General features: G+C 65.8%; 19 protein-coding genes and 1 other RNA gene. 7 read left to right on the plus strand and 13 right to left on the minus strand.

The genetic code is table 11. The annotated features are described in order from the left end of the window. Window position 1 precedes the first annotated feature (1 nt). Window positions 2-727: a cytochrome-c oxidase, cbb3-type subunit II gene (ccoO, locus tag V5734_RS19725; RefSeq protein WP_347311307.1), complete on the minus strand. Its 726-nt coding sequence runs from the start codon at window positions 725-727 to the stop codon at window positions 2-4. Window positions 728-740: 13 nt separating this feature from the next. Beyond that, window positions 741-2342, minus strand: coding sequence for a cytochrome-c oxidase, cbb3-type subunit I (ccoN, locus tag V5734_RS19730; protein WP_347311308.1), 1602 nt, complete (start codon window positions 2340-2342; stop codon window positions 741-743). A 210-nt stretch (window positions 2343-2552) separates the two neighbouring features. On the opposite strand from ccoN, the gene V5734_RS19735 reads away from it, so the two are divergent. Then, window positions 2553-3392: a universal stress protein gene (locus tag V5734_RS19735; protein WP_347311309.1), complete on the plus strand. Its 840-nt coding sequence runs from the start codon at window positions 2553-2555 to the stop codon at window positions 3390-3392. Between the two features lie 48 nt (window positions 3393-3440). Here V5734_RS19735 and V5734_RS19740 read toward each other — a convergent pair whose 3' ends face one another. Then, window positions 3441-5003, minus strand: a complete 1563-nt coding sequence (locus V5734_RS19740; protein ID WP_347311310.1) for a trimethylamine methyltransferase family protein — start codon at window positions 5001-5003, stop codon at window positions 3441-3443. A 196-nt stretch (window positions 5004-5199) separates the two neighbouring features. Further along, a complete protein-coding gene (gene fnrL / locus V5734_RS19745) occupies window positions 5200-5946 on the minus strand; it encodes a transcriptional regulator FnrL (protein WP_347311311.1) in 747 nt (248 codons plus the stop codon). Window positions 5947-6003: 57 nt separating this feature from the next. Here fnrL and hemN point away from each other — a divergent pair, with 57 nt between their 5' ends. Continuing rightward, window positions 6004-7359, plus strand: coding sequence for an oxygen-independent coproporphyrinogen III oxidase (gene hemN, locus V5734_RS19750; protein ID WP_347311312.1), 1356 nt, complete (start codon window positions 6004-6006; stop codon window positions 7357-7359). A gap of 17 nt (window positions 7360-7376) precedes the next feature. Here the strand turns inward: hemN and V5734_RS19755 are convergent, their stop codons facing one another. The 6 genes from V5734_RS19755 to V5734_RS19780 form a co-directional block, all read right to left on the minus strand. Beyond that, entirely contained in the window at window positions 7377-8591 is a 1215-nt protein-coding gene (locus V5734_RS19755) for a glycosyltransferase (protein ID WP_347311313.1), read from the minus strand. After that, window positions 8588-10192, minus strand: coding sequence for an ABC transporter ATP-binding protein (locus V5734_RS19760; protein WP_347311314.1), 1605 nt, complete (start codon window positions 10190-10192; stop codon window positions 8588-8590). Before V5734_RS19760 ends, V5734_RS19755 begins: the two co-directional genes overlap by 4 nt. Further along, window positions 10189-11292 carry an ABC transporter permease gene (locus V5734_RS19765; protein ID WP_347311315.1) on the minus strand — a complete coding sequence of 368 codons (1104 nt, stop codon included), beginning with the start codon at window positions 11290-11292 and terminating at the stop codon, window positions 10189-10191. The genes V5734_RS19760 and V5734_RS19765 overlap by 4 nt, the downstream gene beginning before the upstream one ends. Further along, complete coding sequence (locus V5734_RS19770) at window positions 11292-12377, minus strand: microcin C ABC transporter permease YejB (protein WP_347311316.1); 1086 nt, start codon at window positions 12375-12377, stop codon at window positions 11292-11294. The genes V5734_RS19765 and V5734_RS19770 overlap by 1 nt, the downstream gene beginning before the upstream one ends. Before the next feature lie 31 nt (window positions 12378-12408). Next, a complete protein-coding gene (locus V5734_RS19775) occupies window positions 12409-14280 on the minus strand; it encodes an extracellular solute-binding protein (RefSeq protein ID WP_432759693.1) in 1872 nt (623 codons plus the stop codon). Between the two features lie 195 nt (window positions 14281-14475). Beyond that, window positions 14476-15000, minus strand: a complete 525-nt coding sequence (locus V5734_RS19780; protein ID WP_347311318.1) for a c-type cytochrome — start codon at window positions 14998-15000, stop codon at window positions 14476-14478. Window positions 15001-15121: 121 nt separating this feature from the next. Here V5734_RS19780 and V5734_RS19785 point away from each other — a divergent pair, with 121 nt between their 5' ends. Next, the gene (locus V5734_RS19785) at window positions 15122-15955 is read left to right on the plus strand and encodes a prephenate dehydratase (RefSeq protein WP_347311319.1); all 834 of its coding nucleotides are present in this window, start codon (window positions 15122-15124) and stop codon (window positions 15953-15955) included. A gap of 9 nt (window positions 15956-15964) precedes the next feature. On the opposite strand, the gene V5734_RS19790 is transcribed toward V5734_RS19785, so the two are convergent. Together V5734_RS19790 and nudC are read right to left on the minus strand one after the other, a co-directional pair. After that, window positions 15965-16438 carry an SRPBCC family protein gene (locus tag V5734_RS19790; protein ID WP_347311320.1) on the minus strand — a complete coding sequence of 158 codons (474 nt, stop codon included), beginning with the start codon at window positions 16436-16438 and terminating at the stop codon, window positions 15965-15967. Between the two features lie 40 nt (window positions 16439-16478). Continuing rightward, the gene (gene nudC, locus V5734_RS19795; RefSeq protein ID WP_347311321.1) at window positions 16479-17438 is read right to left on the minus strand and encodes an NAD(+) diphosphatase; all 960 of its coding nucleotides are present in this window, start codon (window positions 17436-17438) and stop codon (window positions 16479-16481) included. 213 nt (window positions 17439-17651) lie between these two features. Here nudC and V5734_RS19800 point away from each other — a divergent pair, with 213 nt between their 5' ends. Next, window positions 17652-19631, plus strand: coding sequence for a bifunctional 2',3'-cyclic-nucleotide 2'-phosphodiesterase/3'-nucleotidase (locus V5734_RS19800; RefSeq protein WP_347311322.1), 1980 nt, complete (start codon window positions 17652-17654; stop codon window positions 19629-19631). Window positions 19632-19695: 64 nt separating this feature from the next. Then, window positions 19696-20043, plus strand: a complete 348-nt coding sequence (locus V5734_RS19805; protein WP_347311323.1) for a hypothetical protein — start codon at window positions 19696-19698, stop codon at window positions 20041-20043. On the opposite strand, the gene V5734_RS19810 is transcribed toward V5734_RS19805, so the two are convergent. Continuing rightward, entirely contained in the window at window positions 20032-20538 is a 507-nt protein-coding gene (locus V5734_RS19810) for a protein-tyrosine phosphatase family protein (RefSeq protein ID WP_347311324.1), read from the minus strand. The genes V5734_RS19805 and V5734_RS19810 overlap by 12 nt on opposite strands. A 112-nt stretch (window positions 20539-20650) precedes the next feature. On the opposite strand from V5734_RS19810, the gene ffs reads away from it, so the two are divergent. Both ffs and rsgA read left to right on the plus strand, forming a co-directional pair. Beyond that, an RNA gene (gene ffs, locus V5734_RS19815) (signal recognition particle sRNA small type) lies at window positions 20651-20747 on the plus strand. 156 nt (window positions 20748-20903) lie between these two features. Continuing rightward, window positions 20904-21944, plus strand: coding sequence for a ribosome small subunit-dependent GTPase A (gene rsgA / locus V5734_RS19820; RefSeq protein WP_347311325.1), 1041 nt, complete (start codon window positions 20904-20906; stop codon window positions 21942-21944). The last annotated feature ends 11 nt before the right edge of the window (window positions 21945-21955 follow it).

The raw sequence follows: 21955 nt of genomic DNA on the forward strand, positions 1-21955 counted from the left end.
CTCAGCGGTTCGGGTCGGGCTGGAAGGTCGTGAAATCGACCATCGTCCCCAGAACCTGCAGATAGGCGATCAGCGCATCCATTTCGGTGATGCCCGGCTGGCCGTCGAAGTTCGACACGTTGGCCCCCGGATAGCGCTCGATCAGACCGTCGGTGTCGGCATCCGGATCGGCCTGTGCGGCGAAGTCGGCCTTGGCCAGTTCGATCATCTCCGACGTGTAGGGCACACCCACCAGCGCATCCGTGCTCAGCCGCTCGTCGATATGGGTCAGCTCGATCAGGCGGTTGGCGAGGAAGCCGTATTTCGGCATCACCGATTCCGGCACGACCGATTGCGGATCGGTCAGATGGTCGACATGCCACTCGTCGGAGTAGCGGCCGCCCACCCGGGCCAGATCCGGCCCGGTGCGCTTCGATCCCCACTGGAACGGATGGTCGTACATCGATTCCGCGGCGAGGCTGTAGTGCCCGTAACGCTCCACCTCGTCGCGCATCGGGCGGATCATCTGGCTGTGGCAGACGTAGCACCCTTCGCGGATGTAGATGTCGCGGCCGGTCAGTTCCAGCGGCGTGTAGGGCCGCACCCCCTCGACCTTCTCGATCGTGTTCTCGAGATAGAAGAGCGGTGCGATCTCCACGATTCCCCCGACCGTGACCACCGCGAAGGCGCCGATCAGAAGGGCCGTCGCATTGGTCTCAAGGAACTTGTGCTTGTCAAGAATACCCATGATCCGGGCCCCCTTATTCGGCCGGGACAGCGTTGGAAGCGCCAGCCACGGCCGGCTGCTTCGCAACGGTTGCCCAGAGGTTGTAGACCATGATCAGCGCACCGGCGAGGAAGAGAACCCCGCCCAGACCGCGCACGACGTACATCGGGAACTTCGCGGCCACGGTGTCGGCGAAGGCGTTCACGAGGAAGCCCTGGCTGTCGACTTCGCGCCACATCAGGCCTTCCATGATGCCCGTCACCCACATCGAGGCGGCGTAGAGCACGATTCCGATCGTGGCGAGCCAGAAGTGCCAGCTCACGAGGCTCAGGCTATAGAGCCGCTCGCGGTTCCAGAGGCGCGGCACGAGGAAGTAGAGCGCGCCGAAGGTGATCATGCCGTTCCAGCCAAGGGCGCCGGAATGAACGTGGCCGATGGTCCAGTCGGTGTAGTGGCTGAGCGAGTTCACAGCCTTGATCGACATCATCGGACCTTCGAAGGTCGACATGCCGTAGAAGCCGACGGACACCACCATCATCCGGATGATCGGATCGGTGCGCAGCTTGTCCCAGGCGCCCGAGAGCGTCATCAGGCCGTTGATCATGCCACCCCAGGAGGGCATCCAGAGGATGATCGAGAACACCATGCCCAGCGTCGAGGCCCAGTCGGGCAGCGCGGTGTAGTGCAGGTGGTGCGGACCGGCCCAGATATAAAGGAAGATCAGCGCCCAGAAGTGGATGATGGAGAGTTTGTAGGAATAGACCGGGCGCTCGGCCTGCTTCGGCACGAAATAGTACATCATGCCGAGGAAGCCCGCGGTCAGGAAGAAGCCCACGGCGTTGTGGCCGTACCACCACTGCGTCATCGCATCCTGCACGCCGGCGAAGACCTGCACCGACTTGGAGCCGAAAATGGAAACCGGAATGGCGAGGTTGTTGACGACATGCAGCATCGCGACCGTCACGATGAACGACAGGTAGAACCAGTTCGCGACGTAGATATGCGGCTCTTTCCGCTTGATGATCGTGCCGAGGAAGACGGCGAGATAGGCGACCCAGACGATGGTCAGCCACCAGTCCACGTACCATTCGGGTTCGGCGTATTCCTTGGACTGGGTGGCGCCGAGGATGTAGCCGGTCGCGGCCAGAACGATGACGAGCTGGTATCCCCAGAAGACGAACCAGGCGAGATTGCCGCCCCAGAGGCGGGCAGCCGACGTGCGCTGGACGACATAGAAGGACGACATGATGAGCGCGTTGCCCCCGAAGGCGAAGATCACCGCCGAGGTATGCAGCGGCCGGAGCTTGCCGAAATTCAGGTAGCCATGCGTGAGTTCGGAAAAGTTCAGCGCCGGAAAGGCAAGCTGAAAGGCAATCGTCACACCGACAAGAAAGCCGACCACCCCCCAGAGCGAGGTCGCGATCACGCCGGCGCGCACCACGCCATCATTGTATTCGTTGACCGGCGCCGACAGGCTCTCGCCCGTATGGCGCAAGACCCAGAGAAAGGTCAGTGCCGCGGCGAGCATCACCGTCAGCGCGTTCACCATATAGGCCAGGTCGTGCGCGTAATTGGCGGCAATCGCGGCAAGAACCGTGATGGCGCCAAGCACGGCAAGCTTGATGTAATCCCACATGTCAGCGTTCCCTCGTCATGCCTTATACGCCCGATTCGCTAACGCCCGGGCGGCCTTAGATTGGTCGGGTTTTGGACGCGGGGCGAGGGAGACGCCTTGATCTGGGTCAAATCTTCCGCCCGCCGCGCTTGATCCGTGTCAAAGCCCGCACCTCGGCGATCCCGCTAATCTCGCGTTCACACCTGCAGGTGTATCAAAAGGAGAAGTCCGATGGCCTTCAAGTCCATTCTCACGATCGTAACCGACCCGAAGGGCGCGGCCTCCCAGATCGACGCCGCCGTCGCGCTGGCCAGGCGCGAGGACGCCCACCTCGACGTGCTTTGCATAGGCGTCGACCGCACCCAGACCGGATATTACTACGCTGGTGCCACGGCGATCCTGACCCAGGAAGCCTACAATCAGGCCAAGGAGGAGGCCGCAGCCGCCGAAGCCGCCGTGCGCGAGCGGCTGAAACCCGAGGATATCCGCTGGGGTGTCGACACCGCCGTCGCCCAGATCGGCGCGCTCGGCGGGCCGGTGGCGATGCTCGCCCGGTTCTCCGACCTCGTGGTGCTCTCCAAACCCTACGGAAAGAGCGGCAACCAGGCCGCCGAAGCGATCCTTGAAGCCGCGCTCTTCGAGGGGCGCGCGCCCGTTCTCGTCCTTCCGGACGGATACGAAGCCGCCGATTTCGGCAAGCGCGTCGTGCTGGCCTGGAACCAGAGCGACGAGGCGCTGATCGCCACCCGCGCGGCCATGCCGTTGCTCAAGGCCGCGACGGCCGTCGACATCACGATCATCGACCCGCCGAGCCACGGACCCGAACGCTCCGATCCCGGCGGGATGCTATCGCAGCTTCTCGCGCGCCACGGTGTGCATGCCGAGGTGTCGGTGCTGGCAAAGACCCTGCCGAAGACCTCCGAAGTCCTGTCCCGGCACGGCCGCGACATCAATGCCGACCTGATCGTGATGGGCGCCTACGGACATTCCCGCTTCCGCGAGGCGATCCTTGGCGGCGCCACGCGCAACATGCTGGAAATGGCCGAGGTTCCGGTCTTCATGGCGCATTGAGCCGCACGGCAATGAAAAGGTAAGCCGGGTCCGGCTTGCCTGTCACCGTCAGATCACCTCGACCGCCCCGGCATAGGCCGCGACGATATGCTCGTCGGCATGGGCAGCGAGCGCCGCGATCTCGCGCAGTTGATCTTCGTTCAGAACCCCCTCCTCCGGCGCGGCCTCGATCGCCGAAAGCGCCGCGGCGCGGGCTTCGTCGAAAGCACCGCGGCGGCCGGATTTCTCGTAGTCGTCACGACCCCGACGCAGGAAAACGGACGGCGACAGCTGATCCCGGCAGGTCTGGATCGTATGCGGGCTGTCGAGGAAATGCCCGCCGGTGCGGATCTTCAGCATCTCCTCCCAGTTCATGTCCTCCTCGGCGAGCGAGGGCTTGCGGATGAACCGCCGCATCATCGCGCCGATCTCGTTGTCGAGCACCGCCTGAACCGGGCTGAACACGGTCGCGCATTCAAGCTGCCCGACCCCGCCGAGGATGTCCGCCCCGGCCAGCGCCACCGTCTCGCCGATGAGCGCGCGTTCGGCCATCGACTGGAGATCGACATCGGGCGTGTCCGACCCCGACCCGTAGGTATGGGTCAGCATGCCGAATCCGTCCTTCATCAACTGGATCGACATGTTCGCGGCCTGAAGGCTCTCGACGCAGGACTGGAGCGCGGATCCCGTCCGCATGTCGAGCGTGAACATCAGGGGCGTCGCGATCACCGGAATGCCCGGCGACAGCACATGGGCCATGACCGTCATCCCGACGATCTCTGCCGCCGCCATCACCGCCATCGACGGCACCGACAGGGGCGCCGTGCCGCCCGAGGAGGGCAGCGAGCAGGCATGGAGCGGCACGCCGTATTGCCCCGCCGCGATGATCACCTGCGTGTCCATGAACTTGAATTCGAGGGGGGTGAAGGAACAGGTGATGGCGCTGGTGATCGGATTGGCGCGCAACTCCGCCTCACCGCCCGCCGCGATGGCGGCGATCTTCATCAGGTAATCGACGTTCTGCCACTGATAGGGCTGCATCCAGACATGCTTGTCGGTCCGGGCGATCAGCCGGCCGAAGCTGTGGATGTCGGCGGTCTTCTCGGGCACGCCATGCACGAAGGGATGGGCGATGAAGCCGACGTGATCGAGCGTGTTGGCCACCGCCGCGATTTCGCTCACCGCCGTCAGGTCCATGTTGCGATATTTCGAATCGCGCGGGTTCACATAGCCATGCGCGCCGGTGCCGGTGCGCATGATGAAGCCGCCGTCGGGGCGCGGCAGGGGAAGATCGAGATCGCGTCTCTTGCCGGCAAGACGGGCTGTCTTCGGCGTGGCGTCCATCGCCTCGGCGATCATGTCGCGCGGCAGCCGCAGCCGGTCGGCATCCCGGCCCTCGGTCGCACCCGCCGCCAGGAACGCCTTGCGCGCCTCCGGATGCAGGACCACGACGCCGTAATCGGCCAGAAGCGCGACAGTGCGCGCCTTCAGGGTTTCAAGATCGCCTTCGTCGAGAAAGCCGAACCGCGCGCGCGGGCCGATCGGGCTTTCCTGCCGGAACGCGGTGGCGGTGAGGGATTTGCGCACCGCGCGCGCACGGCGCGCCGGACGGCCGGTGGGTTGCTGTTCCATACATACCTCCCTGGAAACAGAGATAGATACGGCACACACCGATTAGGCTGACTGCCTGCCGACTTCAGCTGCGCGCACAGTAACAGGCGCCCGCAAGCCGGCAAAGAAAATTGCGCGGGACGTATCGCAGCCCGGGGCTGGCCGCAGGCCAGTCAGATCGACGCGCCCCTGGCGGCGGTCGTCGCGGCGGCCTGCGTCAGCCGATGAGACCACCATCGGCATCGTCGCCGGACTCTTCCAGAAGCCGGTCGAAGCTCGGCACGGTGACGTGCCGCTTGCCTTCCAGCACGATCACCCCGTCGCGCTTGAGCGCCGACATCTGCCGGCTGACCGTCTCCAGCGTCAGGCCAAGGTAATCCGCCATCGCCTCCCGCGTCAGCGGCAGGTCGAAGGTCATCCGGCCCTGCGGCGTTCTCAGATGCAGCGACGCCTCGCGGCGGGCGACGATCGCCAGAAGGCTCGCGATCTTCTCCCGCGCAGTCTTGCGGCCGAGCAGAAGCATCCATTCCCGCGCCGCGTCGAGTTCGTCGAGCGTCATCTCAAGCAAGCGCTGGCCGATATGCGGCGTGCGCCCCATCAGTTCCTCGAACGGCTTCTTGCGGAAGCAGCACATGAGAAGATCGGTCGTGGCGATGACGTTGTAGGGCGCCTGGTCGCGGCCCGGCCGCCCGACGAAATCGGACGGGAAGAGGAGCCCGACGGTCTGGGTTCGTCCGTCCTCCATCACCTGGGTCAGCGTCGCGACGCCGGTGACGACGGAAGCGACGAAATCCATCCGGTCACCGGACCAGATCAGCGTCTGCCCGGCTTCGAAGCTGCGATAGAACTTGATCGAGTCGAGGGACTCCAGCTCGTCCGTTTCGCAGCGCGCGCAGACGGCCCGGTGCCGGATCTGGCAGTTGCCGCAACTCGGCGCGCTAGGAGGGGTTTCGTGAATTGTCATGCGCATTTTTGACTTGGGTCAAGTTGGAGAACAAAGACTCTGGCTAAAGCTAGGCATATGGAAGCTGAATCGCAACTTACGCGGCTCGGACTATTTGACGCGCGTGTCCCGCGCTATACTAGTTATCCGACCGCCCCGCATTTCAATTCGTCCGTCGGCGCCGAAGATTTTCGCGCATGGGTGGAAAACATCGCAGAGGGCGCGCGAATATCGCTTTATCTGCATGTTCCGTTCTGTCGCAGGCTTTGCTGGTTTTGCGCCTGCCGGACACAAGGCACCACTTCCGACGATCCGGTCCGGGCCTATGCCGAGGTGCTCAAGGCGGAACTGGCGATTTTGAAGGCGCATCTGCCGAAGGGCGTGACCCTGTCGCGGCTTCACTGGGGTGGCGGCACGCCGACGTTGATGCCGCCCGAGGTCATGCAAGAGGTGGCCGGGACGGTCTTCGACATCGTGCCTCTGGGCGACGGCGCGGAGTTCTCGGTCGAGATCGACCCGAACGAGATCGACGATGCCCGGCTCGATGCGCTGGCGGCGGCGGGGATGAACCGCGCCTCGATCGGGGTTCAGGACTTCGAACCGGCCATCCAGAAGGCGATCGGCCGCGATCAGAGCTTCGAAATCACGAAGATGGCCATCGACAAGCTGCGCGAGCGGGGCGTCGCCTCTCTGAATGCCGATATCCTCTTCGGTCTGCCGCATCAGAACCGCGAGCGCATCGCGGCCTCGGTGCAGAAGCTCCTCTCGCTCGCCCCCGACCGTGTCGCGCTTTACGGTTATGCCCATGTGCCGTGGATGGCGCGGCGGCAGGTGATGATTCCCTCCGACGCCCTGCCCCGGCCCGAGGAACGGCTGCAACTTTTCGAGACCGCGCGCGACCTCTTCGTCGCCGACGGGTATGACGAGATCGGAATCGACCATTTCGCCCTTCCCGGCGACGGGCTCGCGGTCGCGGCGCGGGAAGGCCGGCTGCGCCGGAACTTCCAGGGCTACACAGACGACCTCGCCGATGTGCTGATCGGCCTCGGCGCCTCCTCGATCTCGCGCTTTCCGCAAGGCTACGCGCAAAACGCCCCCAGCACCTCCGCCTATACCCGCGCCATCCGCGACGGGCGGTTCGCCACCGCGAAGGGACACGCCTTTGCTGGCGAGGATATCCTGCGGGCCCGGCTGATCGAGGCGCTGATGTGCGATTTCCGCATCGACGCCGGGGAAATCAGGGGCCGGTTCGGGCTGACCGAGGCGCAACTCGCCGGGCTTTTCGCCCCCGCCGCGCGGGAATTCGGCGACATGGTGGAAGTCAGCGCCGCGGGTCTCTTCATCCCCGAACGCGCCCGCCCGCTGACCCGGATGATCGCCCGCACGTTCGACGCCTACGATCTGTCGAAAGCCGGACACAGTCCGGCCGTCTGACCGCCCCCATCCCGAGGTCAGCCGCCGGCGCCCTCGACGAAGTCGATGAGACGCGGAAGGCAGTGACGTTTCAGGTCGTACCCCTCCACGATCGTCTTTCGCGCCGCCGCGCGAAGCGGCAGCGCCGCCCCGGGATCGGCCAGCGCCTCGATCAGCGCCCGCGACCAGCCCGCGATGTCGAAGAAATCGACGAGCCGCCCGTTCTCGCCGTCGCGGATCAGCTCTTCCACCGGCGCAGTGCGAGAGCCGACGACCAGCGCCCCGGCGCTCATCGCCTCCAGCATCGACCACGACAGGACGAAGGGATAGGTCAGGTAGGCGTGGACCCGCGTCACCCGCATCAGCGACAGGAAACCGGCATAGGGCACCTGGCCGAGGAAATGCACCCGGCTCTGGTCGAGCCTGTCGCCCACCTGGTCGAGGAAGATCTGCTTCCAGCTTCTCCCCTGCCCCGGCGAAGGACCATAGCTTTGCCCGTCGCCGCCGACGATCACCACCTGCGCCTCCGGTCGCGCCGCCAGCACCTCGGGCAGCGCCCGCATGAAGACATGGTAGCCGCGATAGGGCTCCAGGTTGCGGTTTACGAAGCTGATCACCTCGTCGCCGGCGCGAAGGACCCTGCCGCCGGGAAGTGTCAAGCTGGCGGCCGGGTCGGGGCAGACGCGGTCGGTGTCGATGCCGTCATGGACCACGCTGATCCGGTCGCGGAACTCCGCAGGGAAGGTCGAGGCTTGCCACTTCGTCGGCGAGAGTGCCGCATCGGCCTCGGCGAGGGCCATCAGCAGATGGGTCTTCCGCGCCGAGGTCCGCAGGCGCGGCGCCATCCCGCCGCGATGGAATTCCTTGTCGAAATCGGTGTCGTAGCCGGTGGTGTGATAGAAGAATTCCGCATAGGTCAGGTGCCGCGCCCGCGGCCAGACCTCGCGCAGGAACAACGTCTCGCCCCAGCCGCCATGCCCGAAGACGACGTCGGGAACGAAACCCTTGTCCCGCGTAAGCTGGACCGCCGCGCGCGCAACCGAGGCGCCGCGCTCGGCCGCTTCGGCATAGGTCTTGCCCAGCCCTTCGGCCTTCGTCTCCTGCGGCGTCCGGTAGCGCAGGACCGGCACCGGCGACGGCCGCGCGTTGGTCTCGGTCGTCAGACCCACGACCTGATGGCCCCGCGCCGCCAGCGCCGGCGCGAGGTGAAGGAACTGGCCGGGGAAGTTCTGGTGGACGAACAGGATCTTCATGCCGCGCCCGCGTCGCCCGTCCCGAACGCCGCCGCCATCAGCTCGCGCGTGTAGTCCGACTTCGGCGTGTCGAAGATCGCGGCGCTGGTGCCTGCCTCGACCACATCGCCCGCCTTCATCACGATGATCTTGTGCGACAACGCACGGATGACCCGCAGGTCGTGGCTGATGAACAGGTAGGCCAGCCCGTAGCGCCGCTGGAGCGAGCGCAGAAGCTCCACGATCTGGACCTGCACCGTCATGTCGAGCGCCGATGTCGGTTCGTCCAGCACCACCACCTTCGGCCGCAGGATCATCGCGCGGGCGATGGCGATGCGCTGACGCTGCCCGCCCGAGAATTCGTGCGGATAGCGCTCCATCGTGGCAGGGTCGAGCCCGACCTCGGTCATGATCTCGGCCACCATCTCGCGCCGGTCGCGCCCTTCCTCGACGCCGTGCACGGTCAGCCCCTCGGCGATGATCTGCTCGCAGGTCATGCGCGGCGACAGGCTGCCATAGGGGTCCTGGAAGACGATCTGCATGTCGCGGCGAAGCTTTCGCAACTCGCGTGGCCGCCACCGGGAAATATCCTGCCCGAGATAGAGGATCGGCCCCTCCGACGCGATCAGCCGCATGATGGCGAGCGCGAGCGTCGTCTTGCCCGATCCGCTTTCTCCGACGATGCCCAGCGTCTCTCCGGCCCGGACCGAGATCGAGGCGGCATTGACCGCCTTCACATGGCCCACCGTCTTGCGGAGAAGCCCGCGCTGGATCGGGAACCAGATGCGCAGGTCTTCAGTCCGCACGATCTCTTCCGCACCCTCGGCCACCGGATCCGGGCGGCCATGCGGCTCGGCGGCGAGGAGCTTTTGGGTATAGGGATGTTGCGGGTTGGCGAAGATCTCCGCCACCGGCCCCTGCTCCACGATCTCGCCGCCCTGCATCACGCAGACCCGGTCGGCGATGCGCCGCACGATGCCGAGGTCGTGGGAGATGAAGAGCAGGCTCAACCCCTCGCGCTCCTTCAGGTCGGCGAGCAGGTCGAGGATCTGCGCCTGAATGGTGACGTCGAGGGCCGTCGTCGGCTCGTCCGCGATCAAGAGTTCCGGCCCGTTCGCCAGCGCCATCGCGATCATCACCCGCTGCCGCTGACCGCCCGACAACTGGTGGGGGTAATCGGCCAGCCGGCGCTCCGGGGCGTCGATGCCGACCTTCTCCAACAGCTCCACGATCCGCGCCCGCGCGGCCTCGCCGGACAGGTCCTGATGCAACGCAAGGCTTTCGGAAAGCTGCTTTTCCAGCGTGTGCAGCGGGTTGAGCGAGGTCATCGGCTCCTGGAAGATGAAGCTGATATCGTTGCCGCGCACGTCGCGCAGCACCGGTTCCGGCGCGCCGATCATCTCGCGGCCAAGGTAGGTCACCGAGCCGGCAACGTCCGCATTGCCACCGAGAAGCGCCACCGTCGAAAGCGCCGTCACGGACTTCCCCGACCCGCTTTCCCCGACAAGCGCCACGGTCTCGCCCTTGCCGACAGAGAAGCTCACGCCCTTCACCGCGTGAATGATCCGCCCGTCCTGCCGGAAATCGACCCTCAGGTCGCGGATGTCGAGGACAGTGCTCACTTGAATGTCTTCCTCGGGTCGAAGGCATCGCGCACGCCCTCGAAGATGAAGACGAGAAGCGACAGCATGATCGCGAAGGTGAAGAAGGCAGAGAAGCCGAGCCACGGCGCCTGAAGGTTGGACTTGCCCTGAAGCGCGAGTTCCCCGAGCGAGGGCAGGTTCGACGGCAGCCCGTAGCCGAGATAGTCGAGCGCCGCGAGCCCGCCGATGGCACCGGTGACGATGAACGGCAGGAAGGTCAGCGTCGCGACCATCGCGTTCGGCAGGATGTGGCGGAACATGATCACCCGGTCGGTCACACCGAGCGCCCGTGCGGCGCGGACATATTCGAAGTTCCGCGCCCTCAGGAATTCCGCACGCACGACGCCGACCAGAGCGGGCCAGCCGAAGAGGATGGTGACGAAGACCAGAAGCGAGAAACTTCGCCCGAGGATCGCGAAGAGGATGATGATGACGTAAAGGCCGGGGGTCGATCCCCAGATTTCCAGGAGCCGCTGGAAGGTCAGGTCGACCCAGCCGCCGAAATAGCCCTGCACCGCGCCGGCGGCGACGCCAATCAGGCTCGAGATCGTGGTGACGATCAGCGTGAAGAGGATCGACAGTCGGAATCCGTAGATGATGCGCGCCAGCACGTCCCGCGCCGTGTCGTCAGTGCCGAGCCAGTGGTCCTTGTCAGGCGCCGAAGGGGCCGTGCCCACGTTGTTGATCGTGTTGTAGCTGTAGGGAATCGGCGGCCAGAGAACCCAGCCGGCCTCGACCTTCTCGCCCGCGACCTCTCCGTCGGCCGCATCCTCGATCACGCCCTCGGGATCGTCCCAGCAATCGACCAGCCCTCCGGTCTCGATCAGGCACTCAACCGCCGGATCGCGGTAGATCGCCTCGGTCTTGAAGTCGCCGCCGAACGTGGTCTCGGGGTAGAACTTGTAGATCGGGTAATAAAGCTGCCCCCGGTAGCTCACCAGGATCGGCTTGTCGTTCGCGATCAGCTCGGCAAAGAGCGATAGGACGAAGATGACGAGGAAGATCCACAGCGACCAGACCGCGCGCCGGTTGGCGGTGAAGTTGCGCCAGCGGCGCTGGTTGAGGGGCGAAAGCCGCATCAGCCCGCCCGCTTCTCGAAGTCGATCCTCGGATCGACGAAGACATACATGAGGTCCGACAATAGACCGATGAAAAGACCGAGCAGGCCGAAGACATAGAGCGTTCCGAAGACCACCGGGTAATCGCGCGCGACCGCCGCCTCGTAGCCCAGCCGCCCAAGCCCATCGAGCGAGAAGATCGTCTCGATCAGGAGCCCTCCGCCGAAGAGGACCGCGAGGAAGAGGCCGGGGAACCCCGCGATGACGATCAGCATCGCGTTGCGGAAGACATGGCCATAAAGCACCCGCCCCTCCGTCAACCCCTTGGCCTTGGCGGTCAGCACGTATTGCTTGTTGATTTCGTCGAGAAAGCTGTTCTTCGTCAGCAGCGTCAGCGTCGCGAAGCTGGAGATGGTGGAGGCGACGACCGGCAGCGTGATGTGCCAGAAGTAGTCCGTGATCTTGCCGATCATCGTGAGCTGTTCCCAGTTGTCGGAGGTCAGCCCGCGCAGCGGGAAAATGCGCCAGTAGCTGCCGCCGGCGAAGAGAACGATCAAAAGGACGGCGAACAGGAAGCCGGGGATCGCATAGGCGACGATGATCGCGCCGGACGTCCAGGTGTCGAATTTCGATCCGTCCCTGACCGCCTTGCGGATGCCGAGCGGGATCGAGATCAGATAGGCCAGAAGCGTGGACCAGAGCCCGAGCGTGATCGACACCGGCATCTTCTCGATCACCAGATCGACGACCGAGATGGAGCGGAAATAGCTCTCTCCGAAATCGAAGCGCAGGTAGTTGCCCATCATTTCGAGGAACCGCTGCGGCGCGGGCTTGTCGAAACCGAACTGCTTTTCCAGATCCGCTATGAACTCCGGCGGCAGGCCGCGCGCCCCGAGATAGCGCTCATCGCCGCCCACCTGCTGCTGCTGCCCCGCATCGCCGCCCCCCGCGATGTTGCGGAAGACGTCGCCCTCGCCTTCGAGCCGGGCAATGATCTGTTCGATCGGCCCGCCGGGAACGAATTGCGTCAGGGTGAAGTTGATCAGCATGATGCCGACCAAGGTCGGGATCATCAGCAGCAATCGTCGCAGGATATAGGCGCCCATAGGCCGGTCTGCTCTTTCCCCTCGCGGCGCGTCAGTTTAGCGCGCCCGCCGCCTTGAGTGCGGCGGCCTTGTCGGCGTTGTACCACCAGAAGTCCAGTTCGCCCAGCGCATAGGGCGGCATGTTTTCGGGGTGTTCGTACATGTCGTAATAGGCGACCGTGTGCTTGTTCTTGTACCATTGCGGCACCCAGAACATATAGGCACGCAGCACCCGGTCGAGCGCGCGGACCGCCGTCGTCAACTCCTCGCGCGACTTGGCGCCCTCGATCACCGGGATCAGCTTGTCCACTGCCTCGCTTTGCAGGCCCATCAGGTTGAAGACGTCGTCGACGGATTTCGACCCGAAGGTCTGTTGCAGCTCCGATCCCGGGGTCAGGCTGCCGCCGAGATGGCCGGTGAGGATATCGAAATCATGGCTGCGGGTGCGGTTGGTCATCTGCGCGTCGTCGACCCGGTTCAGGCTTGCATCGACGCCGAGCGCGCGCAGGTTCTCGATATAGGGGTTGAACACCCGGTCGAAGGTCTGGCTGTCGTTCAGGAACTCGACCTTCAGCGTCTCGCCCTTGTCGTTGCGGCGGATGCCGTCATTGCCGACCGGCCAGCCCGCCTCGTCGAGAAGCGCCGCCGCCTTGCGCAGGTTCCCCCGGTCAAGCTGCCGCTCGCCCGACACCGGCGCCATGACCGGTTCCTGGTCGAGAACGCCCGCCGGCAGCAGGTCCTTCAAGGGCTCAAGAATAGCCTTCTCCGCATCGGATGGCAGGCCGGTGGCGGCCATCTCGCTGTTTTCCCAGAACGAATTGATGCGGGCGTAAAGCCCGTAGAAGAGCGAGGCATTCGACCATTCGAAGTTGAACATCAGGCCGATCGCCTCGCGCACACGCGGGTCCTGGAACTTCTCGCGGCGCAGGTTGATGATGAAGGCCTGACCGCTGGCGATGTCGCCGTCGTCGAGTTCGGCTTTCTTGACCCAGTCGTTCTGGACCGCCGGGAAGTCGTAGCGCGTCGCCCAGATGAGCGACGAGGCCTCGTTCCGGAACGTGTAGGCGCCGCCCTTGAAGCCTTCGAACGCCGCGTCGTAGTCGCCGAAATACTCGATCCGGATGCGATCGAAATTGTGCCGGCCACGGTTCAGCGGCAGATCCTTGCCCCAATAGTCGGGGTTGCGCCGGTAGGTGATGCGTGTGCCGATATCCATGCTGTCGTAGAGATAGGGGCCCGATCCGAGGAACGGTTCAAGCGAGGTGGCCTCCAGATCGCGGGACCTGGCCTCGAAATCGGCTTTCGAGAAGACCGGCAGGCCACCCACGGCCTGGATCAGGTCGCGCTTGGGAAAATCCGCCTTGAAGGTGAACTTGATCTGCTTCGGCCCCAGAACCTCCGCCGCCTCGACTTGCTGGCCGATCACGGCGCGGAAGCTCGACAACCCCTTGTCGCGCAGGGTTTCATAGGAAAACATCACGTCGTCCGCCGTCACCGCGCTGCCGTCTGAAAAGACCGCCTTGGGCCGCAGGCTGAAGATCACCCAGGACCGGTCCTCGGGGTATTCGATCGTCGCGCAAAGAAGGCAATAGGCGGCATCGACCTCGTCGGCGGTGCCTTCCATCAGGCTTTCGAGCATGATCGTGGACAGGGCGGCGGCACGCCCCTTGACCGTGTAGGGGTTCATCGAATCGAAGCCGCCCGAGGTCCATTCGGCGATCTCGCCGCCCTTCGGCGCCTCCGGGTTGACGTAGCCGAGATGGGCGAAATCGGCCCCGTATTTCAGATCTCCGAAGGTGGAAATCCCGTGCGCCGTGACGACCGTGTCCTGGGCCAGGAGCGTTCCGCCAATGCCGGCGGTCAGCGCGGCCGACAGGCCGGCGACCGCCATCCCCCGACGCAGCCCGCGCCCGACGCTCGCCATCACCGCGCCGCTGCCCATTCGTTCCATGCCCATAAAGTCCTCCGTGGCGCGCGATGCGGCGCGTCCGTGTCTGCCGCGACGAGGCTAGAACGTCGTGGCCCCGGGCATCAAGTTGCGAATTTGTGAGATTACGCGCGGGCGACGAAAAAGGGCCGCCCGAAACGGGCGGCCCCGGTCATCCGATATGGCCGTCATTCAGCCGCCGAGCGTTTGCAGATAGGCGACGATATTCGCGCGATCTTCGGGCTTCTTCAGGCCCGCGAAGGACATCTTGGTGCCCGCGACGACGCCTTTGGGGTTCTCGAGGAAGTCGTTCAGCGCCTCGGGCGTCCAGTCGCCGCCATGGCCGACCATGCCGTCCGAATAGCCGAAGCCCGCGACCGAGGCGACCGCGCGGCCCACCACGCCGTCCAGATGCGGGCCGGTGCCGTTGGTGCCGTCGATCTTGTGGCAGGCCTTGCACTTGCCGAAAACCTTCTCGCCCGCGCCGGCATCGGCCGAAGCCAGAAGCGTCGCGAAGTCGGGGCCGGCATCCGCCTCCGGCGCGGCCTCTTCCGACGCGCCGGTGTCGATCGTGTAGGCCTGCGCGACCTCTTCACCGCCATGCGCCACCGCGCCGGTATGATAAAGCGAGTCGGCCGCCCATTTGCCCAGAAGGAAAATCAGAAAAGCCCCGCAGAGCGCGCCGCCGGCCTTGGTTATCGTCATCGTGTCGAACATGTCGCGCCTCTACCCTGGCATTTCCTCGCGGCGTATCTACCCGCTTCCCCTGCCCGGTTTCAAGGTATAGTTAGCGCGACGAAACGCCCGGCCACCGGGCCGACGTCAAGGAGCCACCCCAATGACCGGTCGGATCGCCTTCCAGGGAGAGCCCGGAGCCTATTCTCATGAAGCCTGCAGGCAGGCTTACCCCGGCATGGAAGCGCTGCCCTGCCCGACCTTCGAGGAAACGATCGAGTCGGTGCGCCGCGGCGATGCGGACCTTGCCATGTTGCCGGTGGAGAACTCGACCTATGGCCGCGTCGCCGACATCCACCACCTCTTGCCGGAATCCGGCCTTCACATCATCGCCGAGACCTTCGTGCGCGTTCATATCGCCCTGCTGGCGGTGCCCGGCACGCGGCTGGAAGAGATCGAGCGCGCGATGAGCCACACCGTGCTACTCGGCCAGTGCCGCGGGTTCCTCACGAAACACGGCATCCGCCCCGTGACCGGCGCCGATACGGCCGGATCGGCCCGCCACGTTGCCGAACTGGGCGACCCGAAGCTTGCCGCCCTCGCCTCCGAACTGTCGGGCGAGATCTACGGGCTCGACGCGCTCGCGCACAAGATCGAGGACCGCGCCCACAACACCACCCGCTTTCTGGTGATGGCGCGCGAACCGAACCTCAAGCGGCGCGGCGATGCGGGGATGATGACGACCTTCGTGTTCCGCGTCCGCAACATCCCGGCCGCGCTTTACAAGGCGATGGGCGGCTTCGCCACGAACGGCGTCAACATGACCAAGCTCGAAAGCTACATGGTCGACGGCTCGTTCTCGGCCACGCAATTCTACGCCGACATTGAAGGCCATCCCGACGACGCGAACGTGCGCCGCGCGCTTGAGGAGCTGGACTACTTCACCTCGTCGATGACGCTTCTCGGCGTCTACCCGGCCGATCCCAGCCGGCACTGACGGGAAAGGTCAGGGCGCCCGCGATGTCAGGTGCCTGAGTTCCAGATCGGCCGCGAACTTCTGCACCCGCCCTTCGAACCGGCGGGTATAGCTTGCCCGGTTCAACCGCACTGACTGAAGGAGAAGCCGCGCCGCAAGCGTCTGCGGCTTCACTTCGAGCTGAACGGCAAGGCGGGTGCGGCTTCGCGACAGCGCGACGAGGCCGAGCGTCAGCATTCCGTTGAACCCCTTGCCCTCGATCCGGCACCGAAGACCGGACGGGGGATCGTATTCGTCCAGTTCGCAGACCACCCGCCGCATCTTGCCACGCACGGGAAACCGCAGGCTCCAGGTCATCCCGACGCCCGCCTCGGCCGCCGGATCGACCCGCGCCACGTCGGCGCCGCGCCGGAGCGCGCTCCGCTCGAACGCCGCGAAATCCGACACCGCGCCGAAGACGATCTCGGCCGGTGCCTCGACATCCTCTTTCGTGGAAAACTTCACGCCGGCAATCCCCGATCATTCCTTCCCGGACGTTCTGGCGTCAATCCAGACGGTCCGCAACCCAGTTGGTCAGCAGGAACCCCGCGATCGCGCCCGCGCGCGGGCGGCGGATCGACGGATGGCGGCCCGCCAGCACCTCCGCCATCTCGTCGCGACTGATCCAGCGCGCATCCTCCAGCTCCGCCAGGTCCAGCGTGATCTCCTCGTCCTCGGCCTCACCCGCGCATCCGAACATGAGCGAGGAGGGATAGGGCCAGGGCTGGCTCGCCAGGTAGGTGACGCGGCCGACATGTATGCCCGCCTCCTCCGCGACCTCGCGCCGGACCGCCGCCTCAAGCGTCTCGCCCGGCTCCATGAAGCCCGCGAGGCAGGAATACATGCCCTCGGGCCAGCCCGGAGAGCGGCCGATGAGCGTGCGGTTTCCCCGCGTGATCAACATGATCACCACCGGGTCGGTACGCGGAAAATGCGACACGCCGCAGGACGGGCAGCGGCGTTGCCAGCCGGCTTCAGCCACCTCGCTCGGGGCGCCGCAGGCCGAACAGAACCGGTGGCTGCGGTGCCAGGCGAGGACCGACTTTGCCGTCGCCACCAGTTCGGCGTCGCGCGGCGAGAGCGCGGCCATCACCCCGCGCAGTTCGGCGAAACGGTGATCCTCGGGCAGTGCCGGGTGGCGCTGCTCGGTCGGATCGAAGAAGACCGCCGTGGGCGGCACCTCGCCCTCGGCCGGCGCCCAGGCGGATATGTCGGCTGCGAAGCGCGGCATTCCGTCATCGAGACCAAGGAAAATCGGCTCTGCCACCGCATCCGACAGGGCCGGATGCCCCGGCCGGACCCAGCCCGCCGCCGCCCCGGCAACAAGCGGCTTGCCGCGCCAGACCGGCAGAACCCGGGCCGTTTCCTCTCTGAACAGCGCCGCGATCTCCCCCGGCCGCCGTCGCAATTCAGCCGCGCGGTCGAGTGCCGAACCGCCGAATGTCACCGTTTCCGCAAGCCGCATCCCGTCCTCCAGCTGCGCCAGATGTGACACGGGCGGGCGGGGGTTGCAATTGCGGCAACAACGCCGCGTCCCTTCGCGGATTGCACAACCTAGTGGCGAATATTTCCACCAAATTTCGCCATGTAAGTGGCGCCGCTCTGAATCAGCGGATAAGTACGCGGATGTGTCATACTAGCCTGCGATAGTCTCGACGACTCAGCCAAGGGGGCGACAATGACGTTTCGACCGCAACACCCACTGACCCGCCGGGGATTCCTCGCCGGGAGCGCCGCCGGAGCTTCCTTGATCGCCCTCCACCCCTACTCCGCCTTCGCCGCCGCCAATCAGGCCCATCTCAGGATCATGGAAACGACCGACCTGCACGTCCACGTCTTTCCCTACGACTACTATTCCGACAAGGCGGTCGACACCGTCGGCCTCGCCCGTACCGCCGCCCTGATCGACGCCGTGCGCGCCGAGGCGACGAACGCGATGCTGGTCGACAACGGCGACTTGCTGCAAGGCAACCCGATGGGCGACTACATCGCCTACGAGCGGGGCATGAAGGACGGCGACATGCACCCGATCATCCAGGCGATGAACACGCTCAACTTCGACGCCTCGACGCTCGGCAATCATGAATTCAACTACGGCCTCGACTTCCTGATGAAATCGCTCGCCGGGGCGAACTTCCCGTTCGTCTCCGCCAACGTGGTCAAGAAGATGGGCGCGAGCCCGCGCGAGGACGAGACGCTGATCAAGCCCTACATCATCCTCGACCGCGAGGTGACGGACGGGGCGGGCGAAAAGCACCCGATCCGCGTCGGCCTCATCGGCTTCGTGCCGCCGCAGATCGTGACCTGGGACCGCCGCCACCTCGAAGGCAACGTGCAAACGCGCGACATCGTGACGACCGCACAGGCCTGGGTGCCGCAGATGCTGGAAGAGGGCTGCGACATCATCGTCGCGCTGTCGCATTCCGGGATCGGCGCGGCAGAACATACCGACGGGATGGAAAACGCCTCGACGCCGCTCGCCCGCGTGGAGGGCATCGACGCGGTCCTGACCGGGCACAGCCACCTTGTCTTCCCGTCCCCGGCCTTCGACGGCGTTGCAGAGGTCGACGTGGCCACCGGCACGATCTCGGGCAAGCCCGCCGTGATGGGCGGTTTCTGGGGGTCGCATATGGGGCTCATCGACCTTCTCCTCGAACGCGACGGCAATCGCTGGAAGGTGATCAGTTCCACCTCCGAGGCGCGCCCGATATCCAGGCGGAACGAGGATCGCTCGGTCACCGCACTGGTCGAGAGCGTCCCGACGGTTCTCTCTTCGGTAGAGATGGAACACGACGCGACGCTCGCCTATGTCCGGCAGGCCGTGGGCAAGACCTCGGCGCCCTTGTACTCCTATTTCGCGCTCGTCGCGGACGACCCCTCGGTGCAGATCGTCTCCATCGCCCAGAAATGGTACATCACCGAGATGATGAAGGGCACCGAGTACGAGGGCCTGCCGATCCTCTCGGCGGCGGCGCCTTTCAAGGCCGGCGGTCGGGGCGGGCCGGACTACTACACCGACGTTCCGGCCGGCGACATCGCGATCAAGAACGTGGCCGACCTCTACCTCTACCCGAACACGATCCGGGCGGTGAAGGTGACGGGCGCCCAGCTCAAGGACTGGCTGGAACGGTCCGCCGGCATGTTCAACCAGGTGACGCCGGGCGAAGCCGATCAGGTCCTCCTGAACCCCGACTTCCCCAGCTACAACTTCGACGTGATCGACGGCGTCACCTACGAGATCGACCTGTCCCAGCCCTCCAGATACGGACCGAAGGGCGAGGATCTGAACCCCGAGGCAAACCGCATCGTCAACCTCGCCTTTGACGGCAAGCCCGTCGACCCGGCCGCCGAATTCGTGATCGCGACGAACAATTACCGGGCCTCCGGCGGCGGCGATTTCCCCGGCGCCAAGGGTGACACGATCATCTTCGAGGGGCCCGACACCAACCGCGACATCATCGTCCGCTACATTGTCGAAGAAGGCACGATCAACCCGACCGCAGACGCCAACTGGCGTTTCAAGGCACTCCCCGGAACCAGCGTCCTGTTCGACACCGGCCCGAAGGCCACCGAACATATCGGCGACCTGACGGCGGTGAAGATAGAGCCTGCGGGCGACGGGCCGGACGGCTTCGCCCGGTTCCGCATTACGCTCTGATCGGACTCGACGGCAGGGCCCGCGCGCGGCATAACCGCAGGGCAACCTACCGGGAGGTGTCGTCTTGCGTCCCATCCTTTGGGCTCTCGCCCTTGCCGTTATCGTGGCCGGCGCAGCCTATGCCACGCGTCCGGGAATGGCGGATTTCGACGCACTCCTGCGCGCAGCGATCGAGCGGCGTATCGCTACGACCGATGTCACGACCGATGGTGACGCCCTGTCGACAATCGCGCTTGTCGGTTGCAAGCTGCGCCCATCCGACTGCTTCAACCTCGTCCGCAAGAGCCTTGACGTCTCGGCCGAAGACCGGACCTTTTTCACCCGGTTCACAGTCGTCGAGGGGGAGCGCCGGGCAAGCTGCACGGGTGCCTTCACGAAGATCTGGTGCGAAAAGGGTGTGCTAGAGAACTGACCGCCACGACCCCGTCGCCCGCGCGGCCCACGCCTCCTGCGCCGCCGTCTCGACCGCACAGGGCCGCGCGGCGCGCAACCGGGCGAGTGCGGTACCGGGCGCCTCGCCAGCCTCGACCATCAAGCGCAGCACCGCCATGCCCGACCGCCCGCATCCGCCGAGGCAATGCGCCAGAACACCGCGACCGCTTGCCAGATGCGCCCGCGCCCCGGCGGACGCCTCGGCCCAGCCTTCGCGCAACGCCGCGCTGTCCGCGCCGAAATCGGTGACCGGCAGGTGCCGCCAGCCGATTCCCCGCGCCGCCAGATCGGCCGACAGCCGAAGCGCGCCATGCGTCGCCAGTTCCGGTCCCGTCGCCATCGTCATCACAAGCGCAGGCGCCCAGTTGAGGATCGCGCCGAGGTCGCCGGCATAATCGCCATCGCGCCCCGGCATCGGGCATAGCGCCAGCCTGCCGCCGCCCGCCGGCACCGCCGCAATGATGAACCCGCTCAAACCCGCCTCCCCGCACAGTGCCGGCGCGCGATGATCGCGCCTTGCGACGGCGGGATCAACTCTGGCCGCGCCGGGCTTGCGCCGGCGGCGCGTCCAGCCTAAATAGAACGTCGAGAGGTTGGCGCGGGCGAGCGCCTCGCCAACCCGGTCAGGTCCGGAAGGAAGCAGCCGTAACGAGCCCCGCTTGGGTCGTTGTCCAGCCTCTCACCCGCAACCCCATCCGCGAAGGAGTCGAACATGGCAGAGCTTGTTTCCCTCCGGGCCGGGGTTTGCTGAGACCTTAAGCTGCCCCGCCCCTCCCGACATTTCCCGCCCGCGGCCAAGGCCGCCGGGCATCGGTATCGGCATATCCCGAGGGCAGATCATTGACCCCGAACTCCCAATCCCTCGCTGACCTCGGCTGGTCGGCGGATTTCCTGCGCCAGCTCGACGACGACGATCTGGCCAACCTCACCCCCGCCCGCATCGCCGGCGTCCACCGGGCCCGGCTGTCGGCGCTGACCACGGAAGGCCCCGTCGAGCTCACCCTGCCGCCTGACCTCTCGGCAGGCGATGTCGCCGTCGGCGACTGGGTGCTTGCCGACGGCGAAACCGGCCGCGCCACGCGGCTTCTCGACCGCAAGTCCCGCATCTTCCGGCGCGCGGCCGGCGATCCCTCGCGCGAGCAGCTCATCGTGGCCAATGTCGACACCGTCTTCATCACAACGACCTGCACCGAGGAATTCAACGAGGCGCGGTTGGAGCGGTACCTGTCGCTTTGCCACGCCGGCGGGGTGCCACCGGTCTTCGTCCTGACCAAGATCGACCGCACCGACGAGCCGGACGCCTATCTCGACCGCCTCCGTGCCATCGGCCCGAACGTGCCGGCGGTGGCGGTGAACGCCAAGGCCCCCGGCGCTGTGGAGGCCCTGAAACCCTGGTGCGGCCCCGGCCAGACCGTCGCCTTCCTCGGCATGTCCGGCGTCGGCAAGTCCACGCTCGCCTCCGCCCTGACCGGCCTCGACCTCGACACCGGCGAGGTTCGCGAGGACGACATGAAAGGCCGCCACACCACCACCGCGCGCGAGATGCACGCGATCCCGGGCGGCGGCTGGCTGATCGACACGCCGGGGATGCGGGAACTCAGGCTTACCGACATGGCCGAGGGGATCGACGAGACTTTCGCCGAGATCGCCGAACTCGCGACCCAGTGCCGTTTCCGCGACTGTTCGCACGGCCCGGAACCCGGCTGCGCCGTTCAGGCGGCGGTCAAGGCGGGCGATGTCGACGCCGCCCGCGTCGAGCGCTGGAAGAAGCTCCGCGCCGAGGATGCCGAACACTCGGCCCTCGCACTGGACCGCAAGCGGAAGGGCAAGTCGCTGTCGAAGCTCGTCAGGCAGGTGAAGAAGGTGAAACGCGGGGAATGATCCCGGAGGCC

The organism is Defluviimonas sp. SAOS-178_SWC, from assembly GCF_039830135.1.
GTDB lineage: Bacteria > Pseudomonadota > Alphaproteobacteria > Rhodobacterales > Rhodobacteraceae > Albidovulum.